The 19,042-nt window shown below is 71.7% G+C and carries 16 protein-coding genes; 6 read left to right on the top strand and 10 right to left on the bottom strand.

Translation table 11 applies throughout. From position 1 onward, the window contains the following. Positions 1 to 73: 73 nt before the first annotated feature. Positions 74 to 2,326: a helix-hairpin-helix domain-containing protein gene (locus tag ACIBN2_RS23720; RefSeq protein WP_399136974.1), complete on the bottom strand. Its 2,253-nt coding sequence runs from the start codon at positions 2,324 to 2,326 to the stop codon at positions 74 to 76. Then, positions 2,323 to 3,309 (bottom strand): aldo/keto reductase, encoded by a 987-nt coding sequence (locus tag ACIBN2_RS23725; RefSeq protein WP_399136975.1) that lies wholly within the window; start codon positions 3,307 to 3,309, stop codon positions 2,323 to 2,325. Before ACIBN2_RS23725 ends, ACIBN2_RS23720 begins: the two co-directional genes overlap by 4 nt. Before the next feature lie 112 nt (positions 3,310 to 3,421). On the opposite strand from ACIBN2_RS23725, the gene ACIBN2_RS23730 reads away from it, so the two are divergent. Continuing rightward, positions 3,422 to 4,477 carry an LLM class F420-dependent oxidoreductase gene (locus ACIBN2_RS23730; protein ID WP_399136976.1) on the top strand — a complete coding sequence of 352 codons (1,056 nt, stop codon included), beginning with the start codon at positions 3,422 to 3,424 and terminating at the stop codon, positions 4,475 to 4,477. A 255-nt stretch (positions 4,478 to 4,732) separates the two neighbouring features. Next, on the top strand, positions 4,733 to 5,521 hold the full coding sequence (locus ACIBN2_RS23735) for a ferritin-like domain-containing protein (RefSeq protein ID WP_399136978.1): 789 nt from the start codon (positions 4,733 to 4,735) through the stop codon (positions 5,519 to 5,521). A 30-nt stretch (positions 5,522 to 5,551) separates the two neighbouring features. On the opposite strand, the gene corA is transcribed toward ACIBN2_RS23735, so the two are convergent. Continuing rightward, positions 5,552 to 6,550 carry a magnesium/cobalt transporter CorA gene (corA, locus tag ACIBN2_RS23740; protein ID WP_399136981.1) on the bottom strand — a complete coding sequence of 333 codons (999 nt, stop codon included), beginning with the start codon at positions 6,548 to 6,550 and terminating at the stop codon, positions 5,552 to 5,554. A 62-nt stretch (positions 6,551 to 6,612) separates the two neighbouring features. Here corA and ACIBN2_RS23745 point away from each other — a divergent pair, with 62 nt between their 5' ends. The 4 genes from ACIBN2_RS23745 (at position 6,613) to mshC (ending at position 10,106) form a co-directional block, all read left to right on the top strand. Continuing rightward, on the top strand, positions 6,613 to 7,299 hold the full coding sequence (locus ACIBN2_RS23745; protein WP_399136982.1) for a histidine phosphatase family protein: 687 nt from the start codon (positions 6,613 to 6,615) through the stop codon (positions 7,297 to 7,299). Between the two features lie 110 nt (positions 7,300 to 7,409). Beyond that, positions 7,410 to 8,000 carry a DUF3090 domain-containing protein gene (locus ACIBN2_RS23750; protein WP_399136983.1) on the top strand — a complete coding sequence of 197 codons (591 nt, stop codon included), beginning with the start codon at positions 7,410 to 7,412 and terminating at the stop codon, positions 7,998 to 8,000. Then, complete coding sequence (locus ACIBN2_RS23755; protein ID WP_399136985.1) at positions 7,964 to 8,782, top strand: SCO1664 family protein; 819 nt, start codon at positions 7,964 to 7,966, stop codon at positions 8,780 to 8,782. The genes ACIBN2_RS23750 and ACIBN2_RS23755 overlap by 37 nt, the downstream gene beginning before the upstream one ends. A 94-nt stretch (positions 8,783 to 8,876) precedes the next feature. Further along, on the top strand, positions 8,877 to 10,106 hold the full coding sequence (gene mshC, locus ACIBN2_RS23760; RefSeq protein WP_399136987.1) for a cysteine--1-D-myo-inosityl 2-amino-2-deoxy-alpha-D-glucopyranoside ligase: 1,230 nt from the start codon (positions 8,877 to 8,879) through the stop codon (positions 10,104 to 10,106). 85 nt (positions 10,107 to 10,191) lie between these two features. Here mshC and ACIBN2_RS23765 read toward each other — a convergent pair whose 3' ends face one another. The 7 genes from ACIBN2_RS23765 to ACIBN2_RS23795 all read right to left on the bottom strand — a co-directional run bounded on the left by ACIBN2_RS23765 (position 10,192) and on the right by ACIBN2_RS23795 (position 18,904). Then, positions 10,192 to 10,812, bottom strand: coding sequence for a hypothetical protein (locus ACIBN2_RS23765; RefSeq protein ID WP_399136989.1), 621 nt, complete (start codon positions 10,810 to 10,812; stop codon positions 10,192 to 10,194). Positions 10,813 to 10,845: 33 nt separating this feature from the next. Beyond that, positions 10,846 to 12,570 (bottom strand): S8 family peptidase, encoded by a 1,725-nt coding sequence (locus ACIBN2_RS23770; RefSeq protein WP_399136991.1) that lies wholly within the window; start codon positions 12,568 to 12,570, stop codon positions 10,846 to 10,848. A gap of 262 nt (positions 12,571 to 12,832) precedes the next feature. After that, complete coding sequence (locus tag ACIBN2_RS23775; protein ID WP_399136993.1) at positions 12,833 to 13,813, bottom strand: PAC2 family protein; 981 nt, start codon at positions 13,811 to 13,813, stop codon at positions 12,833 to 12,835. A gap of 142 nt (positions 13,814 to 13,955) precedes the next feature. Then, entirely contained in the window at positions 13,956 to 14,627 is a 672-nt protein-coding gene (locus ACIBN2_RS23780) for a FadR/GntR family transcriptional regulator (protein ID WP_399136995.1), read from the bottom strand. Between the two features lie 225 nt (positions 14,628 to 14,852). Further along, positions 14,853 to 16,469, bottom strand: a complete 1,617-nt coding sequence (locus tag ACIBN2_RS23785; RefSeq protein ID WP_399136997.1) for an FAD-dependent oxidoreductase — start codon at positions 16,467 to 16,469, stop codon at positions 14,853 to 14,855. A gap of 51 nt (positions 16,470 to 16,520) precedes the next feature. Further along, positions 16,521 to 18,059: a glycerol kinase GlpK gene (gene glpK / locus ACIBN2_RS23790; RefSeq protein WP_399136999.1), complete on the bottom strand. Its 1,539-nt coding sequence runs from the start codon at positions 18,057 to 18,059 to the stop codon at positions 16,521 to 16,523. 50 nt (positions 18,060 to 18,109) lie between these two features. Next, positions 18,110 to 18,904 (bottom strand): MIP/aquaporin family protein, encoded by a 795-nt coding sequence (locus tag ACIBN2_RS23795; protein WP_399137001.1) that lies wholly within the window; start codon positions 18,902 to 18,904, stop codon positions 18,110 to 18,112. Positions 18,905 to 19,042 lie beyond the last annotated feature (138 nt).

The following is a 19,042-nucleotide window of genomic DNA, read 5'->3' on the forward strand; positions in this document are numbered from 1 at the left end:
CATCGCGGCCCGACGGCTGCGGTCCCTGGGGGAGACCCCCGGGCCCGCAGCCGTCGCCGTTCCGGCGGGTGCGTCAGCCGGCGGCCGGTGCCTGGGTCGCCAGCAGCAGCGGGAGGCGGGTGGTGCGGGGCTTGGCCAGGACCTCGGCCACGGCGCGGGGGAGCGCCTGTTCCACGCCGTGGACCACGGACAGATGTCTGCCCGCCCTGCCGAACGCCGTGTAGACCCACGGGCGGCTCAGGGCCTGCGCCGCGTCCCCGGGCAGCACCACGACCGCCGCGGGCCAGCGGTCGCCCACCGCCTGGTGCGCGGTCAGCGCCCACCCGTGCCGCACGGACTGCTCCACCCGCTCCTTCGCCACGACGACGGGGGTGCCGGCGCACGACAGGTGCAGCCCGTCGGCGTCGGCCTTCACGACGGTGCCCGGCACCGTACGGCCCGGCGCGGGGGAGTAGGCGATCCGGTCGCCGGGGTCGAAGCCGCCGAAGCGGCCTGGGCCGGGGTTGAGGCGTTCCTTCAGCGCCGCGTTGAGGGCTCGCGTCCCCGCCGCTCCGCCGTGGCCCGGAGTGATCACCACGGTCTGCTCGGACGGGACGCCGATCGCCCGCGGCACCGAGTCCGCGACGAGCTGCACGGTCCGGTGCACGGCCTCGCCCGCGTCCCGCACGGGCACGATGACGACCTCCTTGCCGGGAGCCTCGACCTGCTGGAGCTCGCCGATGCCGACGCCGGAGACCAGCTCGCCCAAGGGGCCCGGGTCCGGTCGCCGGGAGGCGATCCGCGGGCAGATCCCCGCCCCCAGCAGATCGGCGAACACCCGCCCGGGCCCGGCCGACCACAGCACCGCCGGGTCACCTGCCAGCACCAGCCGGGCGCCGTCCGGGAGCGACTCGAGCAGCAGGGCGCCCGTCTCGACGTCGAGCTGGGGCGCGTCGAGCACGACGAGGAGGTCGAGGTCCAGCGCGCCGTCGGCGTCCCGACCGGGGCCCTCGGCGCCGGAGAGCAGACCGGCGACGGTGGCGACGGACGCGGCGTCCGGCCCGGGGCCTTCCTGCCCCTGCCCGGCCCAGAGTGCCGCGAACCGCTCGCGGCCGCCGGGGGCGTGCGTGGCCGCCCAGGCACGCAGTCCGAGGCCGGCCGCCGCCCGCAGGAGGGCCGCCGGTTCGGCCAGGGAGGCCTCGCCGCCGGTATGCAGCACCAGGCCGTGGCCGGCGACCGCACGCAGGAGTTCGGCGGTGGAGCCCTTTGCCGCGGCGGCGGCCTGCTCCCAGTCCTCGGCGGAACCGTCCTGCTTGGGCACCGAGTTGATCAGCCGGGCCAGACCGTCGGCGAGGCTCTCCTCCGCGAGGGCGCAGCGCTCCAGGCCGATCAGGATACGGACCGGGCGCTCCTCTGCCTCCTCGCCGTCCTCGCCCGCCTGCGGCTCCGGCGCGGTCGGGTCGAGAGCGTCCTGGAAGACCAGCGCCTCGCCCTCCGCGACGGCGCTCTGCACGGCCGCCTCGGTGTCGGGCACGCCCCGCTGGGCCAGCGCCGCGGTGAGCGCGGACATCTCCAGGGCCGTGTGCCCGGCGAGCGCCGCCTGCTCCAGCAGCCAGCCCGTCAGCGCCCGGCCCCGCCGCTCGTCGTCCGGCCGGCAGTCCGCACCGAGCAGCGCCCGCGCGAAGCCGTCGGCCTGCTCGGGCCGCACCCCGCCGACGCGCAGCAACAGCCAGGGATCGGCGCGCAGTTGCTCGTCCGCGTCCTCACCGAGAGCGGCGGCGGCCGGTGCGGCGAGGGCGTCCGGGGCGCCGCCGTCGGCGAGGACGCGCCCCACCGCGCCGACCGCTTCCGGCGCGGGACCGCCGGCCGGTGCGACCGCCTGCGTGGGCTGCGGCCGCCGTACCGGCTCGGGGGCGGGGCGGCGGGGAGCGGGCCCGGGCTCCTCGAAGACGGCGGCGACGGGCTTGCCGCCGCTCTCCACGGCCCGCACGGCGGCGAGCAGATCGGCGGCCTTCCCGCTGAGCTTCGCGCCGCTGTCGACGGGTGCCGCCTTCTCGGCCTTGCGCCGCTCGATCCGCTCCCGCTCGACCCGCTGCGCCGCCAACTCGGCCTCGGCCTCGGACTTTTCGGCCGCGCCCGCACCGTCGGCCCCGGCGGCAGGCGTGCTCTCGCCCCCGGCCGCAGACGTGCCCTCTTCCTCGGTCGCCGGCGTGCTCCCGTCTTCGGCCGCCGCCTCCGCGGTGGCGTCCGCCACCGCGGTGGCGTCCGCTTCCTGTGCGTCGTTCTCCGCAGCCGCGCCCGGCGTCCCCGGCTCGGCGTTCTCCGTGGTCTCGGGGTCCGTGCTCACAGCGTGCTCCAGTCGTGATCGGGATAGCGGTGCACGGGCGCCGACACATCGTCGAGAGCCCGGCAGATCTCGTCAGGAAGACTAAGGGCCTCCACTGACAATGCCGCCGTGAGCTGCTGCGCGTTGCGCGGACCGATGACGGGGGCGGTCACCCCGGGCCGGTCGCGGATCCAGGCGAGGGCGACCTGAAGGGGCGTCACCGCGAGCCCGTCCGCGGCGGTCTGCACGGCGTCCACGATGCGGCTCGCCGTGTCGTCGAGGTACGGCGCGACGAAGGGCGCCAGATGGTCCGAGGCGCCGCGCGAGTCGGGAGGCATGGCGTCGCCCCGGTACTTGCCCGTCAGGACCCCGCGGCCCAGCGGCGAGGAAGGCAGCAGGCCGATGCCCAGGTCCAGCGCGGCCGGCAGCACCTCGCGCTCCACGCCGCGCTGCAGCAGCGAGTACTCCATCTGCGCACTCGCCAGGCGGGTCCGGGTGCCGGGAACCGCGAGCTGCCACGTCCCCGCCTTCGCGAGCTGCCAGCCGCAGAAGTTGGAGACACCGGCATAGCGCGCGCGACCGCTGCTGACCGCCAGGTCGAGGGCGTGGAGCGTCTCGTCGAGCGGGGTGCAGGTGTCGTAGGCGTGGATGTGCCAGACGTCGACGTAGTCCGTGCCGAGGCGGGCGAGCGAGGCGTCCAGGGCGGAGAGCAGATGGCCGCGCGAGCCGTCGACGCGGCGGTCCGGGTCCGGCACGCTGCCGGCCTTGGTCGAGATCACCAGGTCCCGGCGCGGGACCAGGCCTTCTATGAGCCGTCCGAGCAGGTACTCGGCCTCCCCGTCGCCGTACACGTCCGCAGTGTCGACGAGGTTCCCGCCCGCTTCCCAGAACGACTTCAAGAGGTCCGCGGCGTCGTGCTCGTCGGTGTCCCTGCCCCAGGTGAGGGTGCCGAGTCCGATGCGGGACACGCGAAGACCGGTACGGCCGAGATGCCTCTGCTCCATGAACGCCGAGATTACTGGCCAGAACCTATGGTGTGGGTGCCTGTGGACAACCAGTTTCCACGCGCTAGGGTCTGCCGAACAGGCACGTTACTGATCGGTAAGGGGATGCGGCATGCAGCTCGGGATCAACCTCGGCTACTGGGGTGCCGGAATGGACGCGGACAACCTCGCGGTCGCCAAGGAGGCCGACCGGCTCGGGTACGCCGTGTGCTGGGCCGCGGAGGCCTACGGGTCGGACGCGGCCACCGTGCTCAGCTGGGTCGCCGCCCAGACCGAGCGCATCGACATCGGTTCGGCCATCTTCCAGATCCCGGCCCGCCAGCCCGCGATGGCCGCGATGACCGCGGCCACGCTGGACTCGCTCTCCGGCGGCCGTTTCCGCCTCGGCCTCGGCGTGTCCGGTCCGCAGGTCTCCGAGGGCTGGTACGGCGTCAAGTTCGACAAGCCGCTGGCGCGCACGCGTGAGTACGTGGAGATCGTGCGCAAGGCGATGACCCGCGAGCGGCTGACGTACGAGGGCGAGCACTGGACGCTGCCGCTGCCCGGCGGTCCGGGCAAGCCGATCAAGCTGACCGTGCACCCGCAGCGCGAGCACATCCCGCTGTACATCGCCGCGATCGGCCCGAAGAACCTCGAGCAGACCGGTGAGATCGCCGAGGGAGCCCTGCTGATCTTCCCCTCCGCCGCGCACCTGGGGGAGACCACGATCAAGTATCTGCGGGCCGGGCGCGAGAAGGCCGGAAAGACGATGGAGGGCTTCGACGTCCACCCGACGCTGCCCCTGGCCGTCGGAGAGGACAAGGACGTGTCCACGCTCGCCGACGCCTTCCGTCCCTACACGGCGCTGTACGTGGGCGGCATGGGCAGCGCCAAGCAGAACTTCTACAACCAGCTCGCCCAGCGCATGGGCTTCGAGGCCGCGGCCGCCGAGGTCCAGGAGAAGTACCTCTCCGGCGACAAGCAGGGCGCCGCGGCCGCCGTCCCGCACGACCTGATCGACCAGACGACGCTGCTCGGCTCCGTGGACCGCATCGCGGACCGGATGAAGGAGTACGCCGCGGCCGGTGTCACCACCCTGAGCCTGAACCCGGCGGGCTTCACGCTCGACGAGCGGCTCGCGTCGCTCCGCGCCGGCACCGAGGCCCTGGAGCGCGCCGGACTGGCGTGACGCGGGGCTGCGGGCGGGGCATGCGGCGAGTGAAGTTTTCTGCGGCCGTGGTGGGGGCTCGGGGGTCTTCCCCGCCACGGCCGTCACCGTGAACAACGCGCCCGGGCCCCGGTGGTTACGCACCCGTGCGAGCGCGCGGGTCCTCCTTTTGGCGGAGTTGTCCGACACAGCTGTTGCAGCACCTCTCGAGCCGCATTTGACTCGGTCTTCGCGGAATCCGGCGGAATTGCGCGAGCCTGCAGAGAGGTGCCCACGATGCTTTCGGCAAAGAGCCTGTTCCAGGAGATTCTCGACAACGACGACTCCTTCGCCCTGTTCTGCTCCATCGCGGCCGGCGGTGAGGCCCAGGGCGGCTGGGAGAACGCCCGCATCGCCGCGCTCGTGCCGGAGAGCGAACGCCGGCTGGCTCCCAAGATCACCCGGCACGGTGCCGACGAGGACAAGCACGGGCGGATCTTCAACGCGCTGATCAGGAAGCGCGGGCTCGAACCCGTCCCGGTACCGCCCGAGACCGACTACACGATGCTCCTGGAGAAGCACGGCATCGGCCTGGCCCACGACAAGCTCAGCGGCGACGAGCCGCTCACCGTGCAGGACATCGTCGTCTACCTCGCCCACAGCCGGGTCACCGAACAGCGCGCCTCCGAGCAGATGGAACTGCTGCGCAGGCACTTCGCCGACCACCCCGACATCGGGCGCGCGGTGATGATGATCTCCACCGACGAGGACAGCCATCTGGCCTACTGCCACGAGGAGTTGCTCCGCTTCGCGCGCGCCGGGCACGGCCGGGCGATCCAGCGGACGCTGCGGGAGTGCGCGCTCGCCGAGATCCGCGTCTACCGCGACGTCAGCATCGCCGTCATGCAGCACATGGGCCGCGTTCTCGGCTGGTCCCGGGCGAAGTCGGCCCTGCTCACCGCGGGCATCCAGGCCGTCTACGGGTACGAGCGGATCGCGGGCTGGCGGCGGATGGTCAGCCTGAGGATGCCGGAGCGGCGCGACGCGCTCGGCGGACCCGCCACCACCGCCCCCGAGTTCGCCTGATGCCCCGCGGCTTCCCCGCGACCGCACACTTCACAGCCAGCCCCGGCGCTTGAACAGCCGGTACAGCAGCACCTCCAGCACGGCCATCAGCAGAATCACCGCCGGATACGACACCGTCCAGTGCAGCTCCGGCATGTGGTCGAAGTTCATTCCGTAGATGCCCGCGATCATCGTGGGGACCGCGGCCATGGCCGCCCAGGCGGAGATCTTCCGCATGTCGTCGTTCTGCCGGACGCTCATCTGCGCGAGATGCGCGGAGAGCACGTCCGAGACCAGCCGGTCCAGGCCCTCCACCGCCTCGTTCACGCGCGTGAGGTGGTCGCTCACGTCCCGGAAGAACGGCCGTGCCTTCTCATGCACGAAGGGCACCTTCACGCCGAACAGCCCGTCGCCCACGAGCCGGGTCAGCGGCTGGGCCAGCGGGCCCGTGGCCCGGCGGAACTCCAGCACCTGCCGTTTGAAGGCGTAGATCCGGGACGCCGTGTGCCGCGAGCCGCCGCCGGTCGGCGAGAACACCTCCGCCTCCAGCTCCTCCAGGTCGGTGCCCAGTTCGTCCGCCACCTCCACGTAGTGGTCGACCACGGCGTCGGAGATCGCGTAGAGCACGGCCGTGGGGCCGTGCCGGAGCATGTCGGGCTCCTCCTCGAGACGGTGCCGTACGTCCGCGAGGGGCGACTCCTCGCCGTGGCGAACGGTCACCACGAACGAGTCGCCGAGGAAGACCATGACCTCGCCGGAGGTCACGATGTCGCTCTTGGCCTCGTATCCGACCGGCTTGAGGACCACGAACAGCGAGTCGTCGTACACCTCGAGCTTGGGGCGCTGATGCGCGTTCAGGGCGTCCTCGACGGCCAGCGGGTGCAGTGCGAACTCCTGGGTGACCTTGCGGAACTCCTTCTCGGTCGGCTCGTAGAGGCCGATCCAGACGAAGGCGTCGCCGCCGCGGCGGCACATGTCGAGGGCGTCGGAGAAGTCCTCGGGCCCCTCCGTACGGCGCCCGTCGCGGTAGATGGCGCAGTCGACGATCACGGAGCGTATTCTCCCGCCGTCCACCCGTGGACGCACCCGGGCGTGCGCCTACGCTTGGCCGCATGCCCACGCTGATCCTGGTCCGGCACGGACGTTCCACCGCCAACACCGAGGGGGTGCTCGCGGGCTGGACGCCCGGCGTCGCCCTCGACGAACGCGGGGCCGCGCAGGCCGCCGCACTCCCCGGGCGCCTCGCCGAGCTGCCCCTCTCCGAGGTGGTGAGCAGCCCGCTCCAGCGCTGCCAGGAGACCCTCCGGCCGCTTCTTCTGGCCCGGCCGGAGCTCACCGTCCACACCGAGGAGCGGATCGGGGAGGCGCACTACGGCGACTGGACCGGCCGCAAGCTCGCCGAGCTGGGGGACGAGCCGCTGATGCAGGTCGTGCAGGCGCACCCGTCGGCCGCCGCGTTCCCGGGCGGCGAGTCGATGCGTGCGATGCAGACCCGCGCCGCCGAAGCCGTACGCGAGTGGAACGCGCGCGTGGAGCGCGACCACGGCGCCGACGCCGTCTACGTGATGTGTTCGCACGGCGACATCATCAAGTCGCTCGTGGCGGACGCACTTGGACTTCATCTCGACCTCTTCCAGAGGATTTCCGTTGAACCGTGTTCCATCACAGCGATCCGTTACACACGACTGCGGCCGTTCCTCGTCCGCCTCGGTGACACCGGCGACTTCACGTCCCTGGTGCCGCGCGAGGAACCCCCGGCCGGTGACGCCCCGGTCGGGGGCGGTGCGGGCGCACCGTGATCGTCGGGCGCAGTAGGGTGAAGCGGTCGCATTAGCGCCGCACCCCTCCGCCCGTGCGGTCCGTGCGGTCATCCGGTCCGATGCCGATCCATGAATCCAGGAGACAGGACGTGTCCCGTCAGGTGTTCCTTTTCGACCCGCCGGACCGCTTCGTGGCGGGTACGGTCGGGCTGCCCGGACGCCGTACGTTCTTCCTCCAGGCCACCGCGGGCCCCCGTGTGACCAGCGTGGCCCTGGAGAAGACCCAGGTCGCCGCCCTCGCCGAGCGCATGGACGAACTGCTCGACGAGGTCGTACGGCGCAGTGGCGGCAGCGCCGCCGTGCCGGCCGTGGCCTCCGCGGAGGTCGGTGACAACGACCCGCTGGACACCCCCGTGGAGGAGGAGTTCCGGGTCGGCACCATGGCCCTCGCCTGGGACGGCGAGGAACAGCGCATGATCGTCGAGGCGCAGGCTCTCGTGGAGCTCGACGCGGACTCCGAGGAGGACCTCGCCGAGGCCGAGGAGCGCCTGCTCCAGGACGAGGAGAACGGACCCCCGATGCTGCGGGTCCGGCTGACCGGCGCGCAGGCGAGGGCCTTCGCCAAGCGCGCCCTGGACGTCGTCAACGCCGGGCGGCCGCCGTGCCCGCTGTGCAGCCTCCCGCTCGACCCGGAAGGACACGTATGTCCGCGCCAGAACGGATACCGCCGCGGAGCGTGACCGGCGTCGACCTGCTCGCGGAGGGTGAGCTCACCGTTCGCGGCCGTATCCGCGAGGCGTCCAACACCGCGCTGTACTGCACGGTCTCCCACGACGGCCGGGAGGCGGCCTGCATCTACAAGCCCGTGGCCGGGGAGCGGCCGCTGTGGGACTTCCCCGACGGCACCCTGGCCCAGCGTGAGGTGGCCGCCTACGAGGTCTCCGCGGCGACCGGCTGGGGTCTCGTCCCGCCGACCGTGCTGCGCGAGGGGCCGTACGGCGAGGGGATGGTCCAGCTGTGGGTCGAGGTGACTCCCGAGGCGGAGCTGCTCGCTCTCGTGGACGGTGAGGAGCCCGAGCCGGGCTGGAAGGCGATCGGCTTCGCCGAGGTGGGCGAGGGACGGACGGCGCTCCTGGTGCACGCCGACGACGAGCGGCTGCGCCGGCTCGCGGTGCTCGACGCCGTGATCAACAACGCGGACCGCAAGGGCGGCCATCTGCTGCCCACGGCCGAGGGCCGGCTGTACGCGATCGACCACGGGGTGACCTTCAACACCGAGAACAAGCTCAGGACGTTGCTGTGGGGGTGGGCGGGCGAACCCCTGGCCCCGGACGCGGTCGACGTACTCAAGGCCCTTCAGGAGTCCCTGGGCGAGCGGGGAGCACTGGCCGCGCGGCTGTCCGGGCTGATCACCGCCGCCGAAGTGGACGCCACGCGCGCGCGGGTCGCCGTACTGCTGGAGTCCGGCAGGCACCCGGAGCCCGGCGGGGAGTGGCCGGCCATTCCCTGGCCGCCGGTCTAGGAGCAGAGCGGCGGGTAGCGCGCAAGAGCGCCCTACCGGCCATCCGGCCCGGTCCGGTTCGTATACGGAACTTCCGTCCGGTTAGGCTCATGACATGCATGCCTGGCCCGCTTCCGAGGTCCCCGCCCTGCCTGGTCAGGGCCGCGACCTGAGGATCCACGACACCGCGACCGGCGGTCTTGTCTCCCTCGACCCCGGTCCCGTCGCCCGTATCTACGTCTGCGGCATCACTCCGTACGACGCGACCCACATGGGTCACGCGGCGACCTACAACGCGTTCGACCTCGTGCAGCGCGTGTGGCTCGACACCAAGCGGCAGGTTCACTACGTCCAGAACGTCACCGACGTCGACGATCCGCTCCTGGAGCGGGCCCAGCGGGACGGCGTCGACTGGGTCGCCCTCGCCGAGCAGGAGACGACCCTCTTCCGCGAGGACATGACGGCCCTGCGGATGCTGCCCCCGCAGCACTACATAGGCGCGGTCGAGGCGATACCCGGCATCGTCCCGCTCGTCGAGCGGCTGCGGGACGCGGGCGCCGCCTACGAACTCGAGGGCGACGTCTACTTCTCCGTCGAGTCCGACCCGAACTTCGGCAAGGTCTCGAACCTCGACGCGGCCGCCATGCGGCTGCTGTCCGCCGAGCGCGGCGGCGACCCGGACCGCCCGGGCAAGAAGAACCCGCTCGACCCGATGCTGTGGATGACCGCCCGCGAGGGCGAGCCGAGCTGGGACGGCGGCTCGCTCGGCCCCGGCCGGCCCGGCTGGCACATCGAGTGCGTCGCCATCGCCCTGGACCACCTCGGCATGGGCTTCGACGTCCAGGGCGGCGGCTCCGACCTCGCCTTCCCGCACCACGAGATGGGCGCCTCGCACGCCCAGGTGCTGACCGGCGAGTTCCCCATGGCCAAGGCGTACGTCCACGCCGGCATGGTCGCCCTGGACGGCGAGAAGATGTCCAAGTCCAAGGGCAATCTGGTCTTCGTGTCCGCGCTGCGGCGCGACGGGGTGGACCCGGCCGCGATCCGGCTGGCGCTGCTCGCCCACCACTACCGGTCCGACTGGGAGTGGACCGACCAGGTCCTCCCGGACGCCGTGGCCCGGCTCGGCCGCTGGCGCGCCGCGGTCTCCCGGCCCGACGGCCCGCCGGCCGAGGCCCTGGTCGAGGAGATCCGCGAGGCGCTCGCGAACGACCTGGACGCACCGGCCGCGCTCGCCGCGGTCGACCGCTGGGCCGCCCGCCAGGACGCCGAGGGCGGTACCGACACCGGCGCTCCCGGTGTCGTGTCGCGCGCCGTGGACGCCCTGCTGGGCGTGGCCCTGTAGCGCGCTCGTCGCACACGGAAAGGGGCGCTTCCTCCCGGGAGGAAGCGCCCCTCGTGTTTACTTCGCGCGGGTCAGGCCCAGCGGGTCAGATCCTGCGGATCTGGATGCTGCGCAGGATGTGCGGCGAGTTGGAGTCCCAGATGCCGACCACCTGGTGGCCGAACGCGAAGGCCTGCTGGACCTGGTCGTGGGTCTGGGGGGTCGGGTTGGCGAAGACCCTGAGCTGGCCGCTGATGCGCAGCACGATGACGCTGGGCTGCCCCGGCAGCGGCTGCACGACGTCGATGTAGCCGTCGGCCACGCCGCTTTGCAGCGCCTGGATCTGCTGCTGGACGTGCTGCACGGCGGCCTGGACGATCTGGTGGACGTGCTGCTGCACCTGCTGTTCGACCTGCTGCTGCCCCTGTTGCTGCCCCTGTTGCTGCCCCTGCTGCTGCCCCATCTGGGGCTGGCCGAGCTGCTGAAGGAGGCCCTGGTAGGGCTGCTGCTGGCCGAGCTGCTGGAGCTGCTCGAGCGAGCCGCTCATACCCATACCCATGGGCTGCTGGCCGGGGCCCTGCTGGCCGGGGCCCTGCTGCCCGAACGGCTGCTGGCCGAAGCCCTGCTGCCCGAACGGCTGCTGCTGGTACTGCTGGTAGGGCGACGTGCTCGGGTTCTGCTGTCCTTGCTGCTGTCCCAGTTGGCTCATCTGCGGGGTGGTGCTCATGCGGGTGTCACCTTCCCTGATGGTTGGGATACGTCAGCCCGTGACGACCAGGCCGACGATCTCGTCGTCCGAGAACCACACTCGGACGTCTGGCCGTCCCCCCGCGAAGGCGGAGTGCACCGCCTGGCGGATATCGGGGGACGGGTGGTTGAGGTTCCGCCAGGCGCCGGCCACGAACAGCCTCAGCCTCGGCGGGAGTTCGCGCGGATACGGCAGTAGCTCGTCCCAGTACCGCTCGGCCCGCCCCGAGCCGACGGACTGCGGCAGCAGACGGTTGACCGCCGCCTTGATGTCGGGCCGGTTGCCGATCCGCTGGGAGGCGGGCCGGCCGGGTGCGTCCTGCTGCGGCGAGCCCGTCGCGCGCAGCACCTCACGGGCACGTTCCGGGGACATCGGCGCCTGGCCGGCCGTCTTGAGCATGCCCTGCAGCGCGGCCAGTGCGCCGACCACGACCGGGGAGGCGGCGGATGTCCCCGAGAACGTGTCCGTGTACCAGGCGACCTCCTCGGGCCCGCCCTGCAGATCGCCGGGCTGGTCCCAGAAGCCGCCGGTGGTCGTGACCTCGCGGCCCCAGCCCTGGGTGTCCACGCGGGCACCGTAGTTGGAGAACGCGAGCCTGGACCGGTCGGGTCCGTGGTCACGGCCGTGCGTGCCGGGCGGCGGTGCGCCCGCGCCGACCAGGACCGCGCCGGAGGACTGGTTGGAGGGGTTGAACGGATTGCGCCACCACTCGGGGAACTCGTCGGGGCGGCGCTCGTAGACCGCGTCGTCCAGCGACTCGCCGCCGTTGCCCGCGGCCGCGACGACGACGATGCCCCGGGCGGTGGCGTACCGGACGGCCGCGAAGTCGTCCGGCCACCACTCCAGCGGGATGTAGCCGCGCTGGTCGTCGCGCTCGGCGTACTCGAATCGCGGCCCCGGGCGATGGAGTTCGACCAGGACGATGTCGCCGGGGCCGAGCCGGTCGGCCGCCGCGTGGATCGCGGCCGCCGTGCCGATCTCCTGGAAGGACGCGGCCGCGGTCACGGCCTCGGGCACGATGCCGCACACGCCGTACTCGTTGCGGTCGCCGCCGATCACGCCGATCACGGCGGTGCCGTGGTTGCGCCAGGCGAGGTCGGTCAGCGGGGTGCCGACCACGATGCCGGACAGCTTGGCGGCCAGGTCCTCGTGACCGAGTTGCCAGGCTCCCTCGACGTCGACGACCGTCACCCCCTGACCCGAACCACCGGGCCGGTGCCATGCCCAGTGGGCGTCGATCCCGTCGGGGGCGGGACGCAGATAGCCCTGCCGGCCGCTGAAGTCCGGTGTGACCGGGGCGCCTTCCTTCAGGCGGCGGTCGTCGTCGGACACCGTTGCGGGGACGGCGCCCGGCTTCACGTAGGCCGTGTCGATCCCCGGCAGGGCCGCGATCCGCGACCGCAGCTCCTGGGCGCGGCTCTCCCCGCCCCGCACCCGGTAGAACAGCGCGAGGTCGGGCACGCTCTGCTCGCCCGGCGCTGCGGACGTCTGCTGGAGCCGCTCCTCGCTGCCGAACAGCGGTTGCAGCCGCAGCTGTTCGTCGCTGAGGAACATGTTGAGGGCCGTGACGTCGGCACCGGCCGCCGAGCGGACGCCTTCGGTGCGGGCGCGCAGCCGGGCCTCGGCGCCGGCGACGACGATCAGTTCCTGCTCGGCTCCTCGATAGGTGAATCCCGCTCCGTCGGGTCCGGGGCCGCCGGCCCCGGGACCCGCTGCCGGCTCTACCTGGTCGCTCATCGGTGCCGCTCCCTTCGGTTCGGTCCGTGCGAGTGCGCCGTCGCTCCACAACCAAGCACGCGTGCGCCGATGCGTAAAGGCTGTTTTCGCCAACTCCGTTTGAAACAAGTTGAATTGGGTAACGTGTGCATTCCGACCGGAAGTAGCGGTCACGTCCCATTCCGGCCAAAGTCACCGGCGTCCTGACGCGCCGGGCGGCCGTACGGGCGACAAGAAGGGCGGTGCGCCACCGGCGCACCGCCCTCACTCGGCCCTCACTCGCTCATTCCTCCGAGGACTCGTCGTCCTCCGCCCCCGGCTTCGGCGGCTTGGGCGGTTTCGCCCGGCCGCCGGGGTTGTCCCGCAGGTAGGGCGTGCTGTCGCTGCCGTCCGCGGTGGCGTGCCCGCCGCCCGACGGGCCCGATCCGTCCCGGCGCCGCAGATACCGCTCGAACTCGCGGGCGATCGCCTCGCCCGACGCCTCCGGCAGCTCCGCGGTGTCCCGCGCCTCCTCCAGCGTCTGGACGTACTCGGCGACCTCGCTGTCCTCGGCGGCCAGCTGGTCCACGCCCACCTGCCAGGCGCGCGCGTCCTCGGGCAGCTCGCCCAGCGGGATGCGCACGTCGATCAGGTCCTCCAGGCGGTTGAGCAGGGCCAGCGTCGCCTTCGGGTTCGGCGGCTGCGACACGTAGTGCGGCACGGCCGCCCAGAGCGACACGGCCGGCACGCCCGCGTGCGTACATGCCTCCTGGAGGATCCCGACGATGCCCGTGGGCCCCTCGTACTTCGTCTCCTCCAGGTCCATGCGGCGCGCCAGGTCCGCGTCGGACGTGGTGCCGCTGATCGGGACCGGACGTGTGTGCGGGGTGTCACCGAGCAGGGCGCCCAGTACGACCACCAGCTCCACGCCGAGTTCGTGCGCGAAGCCCAGCAGCTCGTTGCAGAACGAGCGCCAGCGCATGGACGGTTCGATGCCACGGACGAGTACGAGGTCGCGTGGCTTGTCGCCGCCGACCCGGACCACCGAGAGGCGCGTGGTCGGCCACGTGATCTTGCGCACGCCACCGTCCATCCACACCGTGGGGCGGTTCACCTGGAAGTCGTAGTAGTCCTCGGCGTCCAGCGCCGCGAACACCTCGCCCTTCCACTCCTTGTCCAGATGCGCGACCGCGGCGGAGGCTGCGTCGCCGGCATCGTTCCAGCCTTCGAACGCGGCCACCATGACCGGGTCGATCAGCTCGGGAACCCCCTCGAGCTCGATCACCCAGGCCTCCTTCCGACGTGCCCTCGCTTGACCACCCAACCTTACGGCGTGCGACGGGGGCGCCCGCAGCCCCCTTGCACGGGCGGGTGAACGGATCACTGCCCTGTTCGGGAGCCCCGGACACCCTCGCCTTCCGCGTACCTCACAGCGTGGAACGCAACCACTGCTCGACACTCGCGATGTGCACCGTGGCCCACGACCGCGCCGCCTCCGCGTCCCGGTCGCGCAGCGCGGCCAGGATCGCCCGGTGCTCGTGCAGGGTGCGGCTCACCGCGTCCTCCTGGGTCAGACCGCGCCAGATGCGGGCCCGGGTGGTCGGCCCGGACAGGCCGTCCAGCAGCGAGCAGAGCACGGAGTTGCCGGAGCTCTGCACGATGCCGCGATGGAAGTCGAGGTCGCAGGCGACCAGCTCCTCCACCGACGGCGCGTCCCCCAGTTTGTCCAACTGGGCCGTCAGCGCGTCCAGTTGCTGCTCGCTGACGCGCGAGGCGGCCATCGCCGTGGCGGCCGGCTCCAGGATGCGCCGCACCGCCAGGAACTCCAGCACGGTGTCGTCGCGGTGGAAGTCGACGACGAAGCTCAGGGCCTCCAGCAGCAACTGCGGGTCGAGGCTGGTCACATAGGTGCCGTCACCCTGCCGTACGTCCAGGATCCGGATCAGCGACAGGGCGCGCACCGCCTCCCGCAGGGAGTTGCGGGACAGCCCGAGCTCGGCCGCCAGCTCGCTCTCCTTGGGCAGCCGGTCGCCGGGGCGCAGCGCGCCGGAGACGATCATCCCCTTGATCTTCTCGATCGCCTCGTCGGTGACCGCCATGTCCCGCCTCCCTGTCGTTCAGACATCCGATGTCTCACGCCATTATGGCGTCCAGCGGGCTGAACGGGGCGCCGAATGCTCAGCTCAGGCCCGGAATCCGCGGCCACGCGAAAGGGGCGGCTCCGTCGGCGCGGAGCCGCCCCCTCCCGCGGAGCCGGCCCCCTAGGGGAGAGGGGCCGTTCCGTGGTCGTGCCGGCCCTGGCCAGGGGAAGGACCGGCACGAGGTCACTTTTTGTCGAGCAGGTCCTGGACCTTCGCGCGGACCTCGTCCGTGGCCAGTCCCCGGATCGTCAGCGTCGTACGGCGGCGCAGCACGTCGTCCGGTGTCTCGGCCCACTCGTTGTCCCGGGCGTAGACGACCTGCGCCCAGATCTCCGGAGCGTCGGGGTGCACCCGCCGGCCCAGCTCCGGGTCCTCGTTCGCCAGCCGGGCGATGTCGAAGGCCAGCGAACCGTAGTGCGTGGCAAGGTGCTTGGCCGTGTCGGCGGCCATCCGCGGCCCGGGGGCCGGGTTGTCCACCAGCAGCCGGTGCGCGACCGCGCGCGGGTTGGCGACCCCCGGCAGCGGCAGCTTCTTCGGCAGCGAGGCGATGGGCTCGAAGTCGTCGCCCAGCGGGGCGCCCGGCAGCGACTCCAGCTTCTTCATGACCGTACGGCCGATGTGGCGGAAGGTCGTCCACTTGCCACCCGCGACGGACAGCATGCCGCCGCGGCCCTCCGTGACCACGGTCTCGCGCTTGGCCTTCGCCGTGCTGCCGGGGCCGCCGGGAAGCACCCGCAGACCCGCGAAGGAGTACGTGATCAGATCCCGGGAGAGCTGCTGGTCGCGGACGGAGAAGGCGGCCTCGTCGAGGATCTGGGATATGTCCTTGTCGGTGACCGCGACGTCCGCCGGGTCGCCCTCGAACTCCTCGTCGGTGGTGCCGAGAAGCAGCATGTCCTCCCAGGGGAGGGCGAAGGTGATGCGGTACTTGTCGATCGGGGTGGCCAGGGCGGCCTTCCACGGGGAGGTCCGCTTCAGGACCAGATGCGCGCCCTTCGACAGCCGGATCGACGGTGCCGCATTCGCGTCCTCCATCCTGCGCAGGTGATCGACCCACGGGCCGGTCGCGTTCAGTACGAGCCGGGCGTCCACGCCGAACTCGTCGCCCGAGGTGCGGTCGCGCAGCTCGGCACCGGTCACCCGGCCCCGGGTGAAGCGCAGGCCGGTCACCTCGGCGTGGTTGAGGACGACGGCGCCCGACTCGACGGCCGCGCGGACCGTCATCAGCGCCATGCGCGCGTCGTTCATCTGGTCGTCGCCGTACACGGCCACGGCCTTGAGGTTCTCGGTGCGCAGCTCGGGCACGTCCTGCGCCGCCTTGGCGGGGGAGAGGAGGTGGCCGACGCCGTCACCGAACGCGGAGAGCGCGGAGTAGGCGAAGACGCCCGCCCCGAGCTTCGCAGCGCCGTGCGGCCCGCCCTTGTACACGGGGAGGTAGAACGTGAGCGGATTCGCCAGGTGAGGTGCCACCTGGCGGGAGACCGCACGGCGCTCGAAGTGGTTCTCCGCCACCAGCTTCACCGCGCCGGTCTGCAGATAGCGCAGACCGCCGTGGAGCAGCTTGGAGGAGGCGGAAGAGGTGGCACCGGCGAAGTCGCCGGCGTCGACCAGAGCCACCCTGAGGCCGGACTGCGCGGCGTGCCAGGCGGTGGAGATGCCCAGGATGCCGCCGCCGATCACAAGAAGGTCGAACGACGCCTTGGCGAGCTGCTCCCGGGTCTCGGCGCGGCTCGCGGTGAAGCCGGAGGCCGGGCGGGTGCCCAGGGCAGGCACGGACTGCAGGGTGGACTGACTGGTCATTTCGGGTTCTTACTCCTCATCAGAGCCGGCTGCGCCTTCGCGGGGCCCTTGTCAGCTCTCGTCCTCGAGCCAGCCCATGGTCCGCTCGACGGCCTTGAGCCAGTTCTTGTACTCACGGTCGCGGGTGTCCGCGTCCATCTGGGGGGTCCACTCGGCGGCCCGGCGCCAGTTGGCGCGCAGTTCGTCGGTGCTGGACCAGAAGCCGACGGCCAGGCCGGCGGCGTAGGCGGCGCCGAGGCAGGTGGTCTCGGCGACCATCGGGCGCACCACCGGTGCGTCCAGAACGTCGGCGAGGGTCTGCATCAGCAGGTTGTTGGAGGTCATGCCGCCGTCGACCTTCAGGGTCACCAGCTCGTCGCCGGAGTCCTTGACCATCGCGTCGGCGATCTCCCGGGTCTGCCAGGCGGTCGCCTCCAGGACCGCACGGGCCAGGTGCGCCTTGGTGACGTACCGGGTCAGGCCGGCGATCACACCGCGGGCGTCGGAACGCCAGTGCGGGGCGAACAGGCCGGAGAAGGCCGGCACGAAGTAGGCGCCGCCGTTGTCCTCGACCGACAGCGCGAGCGTCTCGATCTCGGCGGCGGTGGAGATCAGGCCCATCTGGTCGCGCATCCACTGCACCAGGGACCCGGTGACGGCGATCGAGCCCTCGAGCGCGTAGACCGTCTTCTGCTCGCCGATCTTGTAGCCGACGGTGGTGAGCAGGCCGGCGTACGAGTTGATGATCTTGTCGCCGGTGTTCATCACCATGAAGGTGCCGGTGCCGTACGTCGACTTGGTCTCGCCCTCGGCGAAACAGGTCTGGCCGAACAGGGCCGCCTGCTGGTCGCCGAGCGCGGAGGCGACCGGGATGCCGCCGAGCAGGTCGCCCAGCTTGCCGCCGGTGATCTCGCCGTAGACCTCGGCGGAGGAGCGGATCTCGGGCAGGATCTGCAGCGGCACGCCGATCGACTCGGCGATCTTGTCGTCCCACTCCATGGTGTGGAGGTTCATCAGCATGGTGCGGGAGGCGTTGGTGACGTCCGTGACGTGCTTGCCGCCGTCCGGGCCGCCGGTCAGGTTCCAGATGACCCAGGTGTCCATGGTGCCGAAGAGGATGTCCCCGGCCTCGGCGCGCTCCTGCAGGCCCTCGACGTTGTCCAGCAGCCAGCGGGCCTTGGGACCGGCGAAGTAGGAGGCGAGGGGAAGGCCGGTCTCGCGGCGGAAGCGGTCCTGGCCGACGTTGCGGCCGAGCTCCTTGCACAGGGCGTCGGTGCGGGTGTCCTGCCACACGATGGCGTTGTGGACGGGCTCACCGGTGTTCTTGTCCCACAGCACGGTGGTCTCGCGCTGGTTGGTGATGCCGATGGCCTTGATGTCGTCGCGGGTGATGCCGGCCTTGGCGATGGCTCCGGCGACGACCTCCTGGACGTTGGTCCAGATCTCGGTGGCGTTGTGCTCGACCCAGCCCGGCTTCGGGAAGATCTGCTCGTGCTCCTTCTGGTCGACGGAGACGATACGGCCGTCCCGGTCGAAGACGATGCAGCGCGAAGAGGTCGTGCCCTGGTCGATGGCGGCGATGAAGGGGCCGGCAGTGTGGGCGTCGGTCACTGTGTGCTCCTGGGATTCACTGAGTTGAGAGGGGACTGTTCCACCGTGCTTTAAGCAAAAGCGACGTTGTAGATGCCTGCACCGATGGCGCCGCCGATCAGCGGACCGACCACCGGGATCCAGGCGTAGCCCCAGTCGGAGCCGCCCTTGTTGGGCAGGGGCAGAAGGGCGTGCACGATGCGCGGGCCGAGGTCACGGGCCGGGTTGATCGCGTAGCCCGTCGGGCCACCGAGCGAGAGGCCGATGGAGACGACCACGAGTGCGGTGATCAGGCCACCGAGGACACCGAGGCCGTTGCCCTTGTCGTTCAGGCCCTGCGTGAGGACCGCGAGGATCAGCACGACGGTGCCGATGATCTCGGTGAGGAGGTTCTGCACCGCGTTCCGGATCTCCGGACCGGTGGAGAAGATGCCCAGGACCGGGCCGGCACCCGTCTCCTGCGCCTCGACGGCCTTGACCTTCGTGGCCTGTGCGCCCGGGCCGCCGACGATCTCCTTGTCGGTCAGGTGCGCGTGGAACTGTCCGTAGTAGGCGACCCACACCAGAGTCGCGCCGATCATCGCGCCGAGCAGCTGGCCGGCGAAGTAGACCGGGACGTTGCTCCAGTCGCTGTCCTTGATGGCCAGGGCGACGGTGACCGCCGGGTTGAGATGGGCGCCGGAGAGGGGGCCGGAGATGTAGACCGCCGTCAGAACGGCGAAGCCCCACCCGAAGGCGATGGCGAGCCAGCCGGCGTTGCGGGCCTTGGAGGCCTTCAGCGTCACGGCGGCGCAGACGCCACCGCCGAGCAGGATGAGTATGGCGGTACCGATGGTCTCGCCGATGAAGATGTCGGAGCTGGACACCCGCGACTCCTTTGTCCTTCGTCCAGGGGACCGAACCCCGGGTCCCTCCGGGAGTTCGAGCTGCCCTCGGGGGTGAGAGCGATGCCGGCCCTTGGCGTTGTCACACTCTAGCGCGTATTGCCGTTAGGTGTTCGACAA

Source organism: Streptomyces sp. NPDC050534 (genome assembly GCF_044457745.1).
GTDB lineage: Bacteria > Actinomycetota > Actinomycetes > Streptomycetales > Streptomycetaceae > Streptomyces.

Coding starts and splice junctions, on each gene's coding strand:
- ACIBN2_RS23725 (WP_399136975.1), bottom strand. CDS start 3,309: ATGGAGCAGAGGCATCTCGGCCGTACCGGTCTTCGCGTGTCCCGCATC.
- ACIBN2_RS23730 (WP_399136976.1), top strand. CDS start 3,422: ATGCAGCTCGGGATCAACCTCGGCTACTGGGGTGCCGGAATGGACGCG.
- ACIBN2_RS23735 (WP_399136978.1), top strand. CDS start 4,733: ATGCTTTCGGCAAAGAGCCTGTTCCAGGAGATTCTCGACAACGACGAC.
- ACIBN2_RS23745 (WP_399136982.1), top strand. CDS start 6,613: ATGCCCACGCTGATCCTGGTCCGGCACGGACGTTCCACCGCCAACACC.
- ACIBN2_RS23755 (WP_399136985.1), top strand. CDS start 7,964: ATGTCCGCGCCAGAACGGATACCGCCGCGGAGCGTGACCGGCGTCGAC.
- mshC (WP_399136987.1), top strand. CDS start 8,877: ATGCATGCCTGGCCCGCTTCCGAGGTCCCCGCCCTGCCTGGTCAGGGC.
- ACIBN2_RS23765 (WP_399136989.1), bottom strand. CDS start 10,812: ATGAGCACCACCCCGCAGATGAGCCAACTGGGACAGCAGCAAGGACAG.
- ACIBN2_RS23770 (WP_399136991.1), bottom strand. CDS start 12,570: ATGAGCGACCAGGTAGAGCCGGCAGCGGGTCCCGGGGCCGGCGGCCCC.
- ACIBN2_RS23780 (WP_399136995.1), bottom strand. CDS start 14,627: ATGGCGGTCACCGACGAGGCGATCGAGAAGATCAAGGGGATGATCGTC.
- ACIBN2_RS23785 (WP_399136997.1), bottom strand. CDS start 16,469: ATGACCAGTCAGTCCACCCTGCAGTCCGTGCCTGCCCTGGGCACCCGC.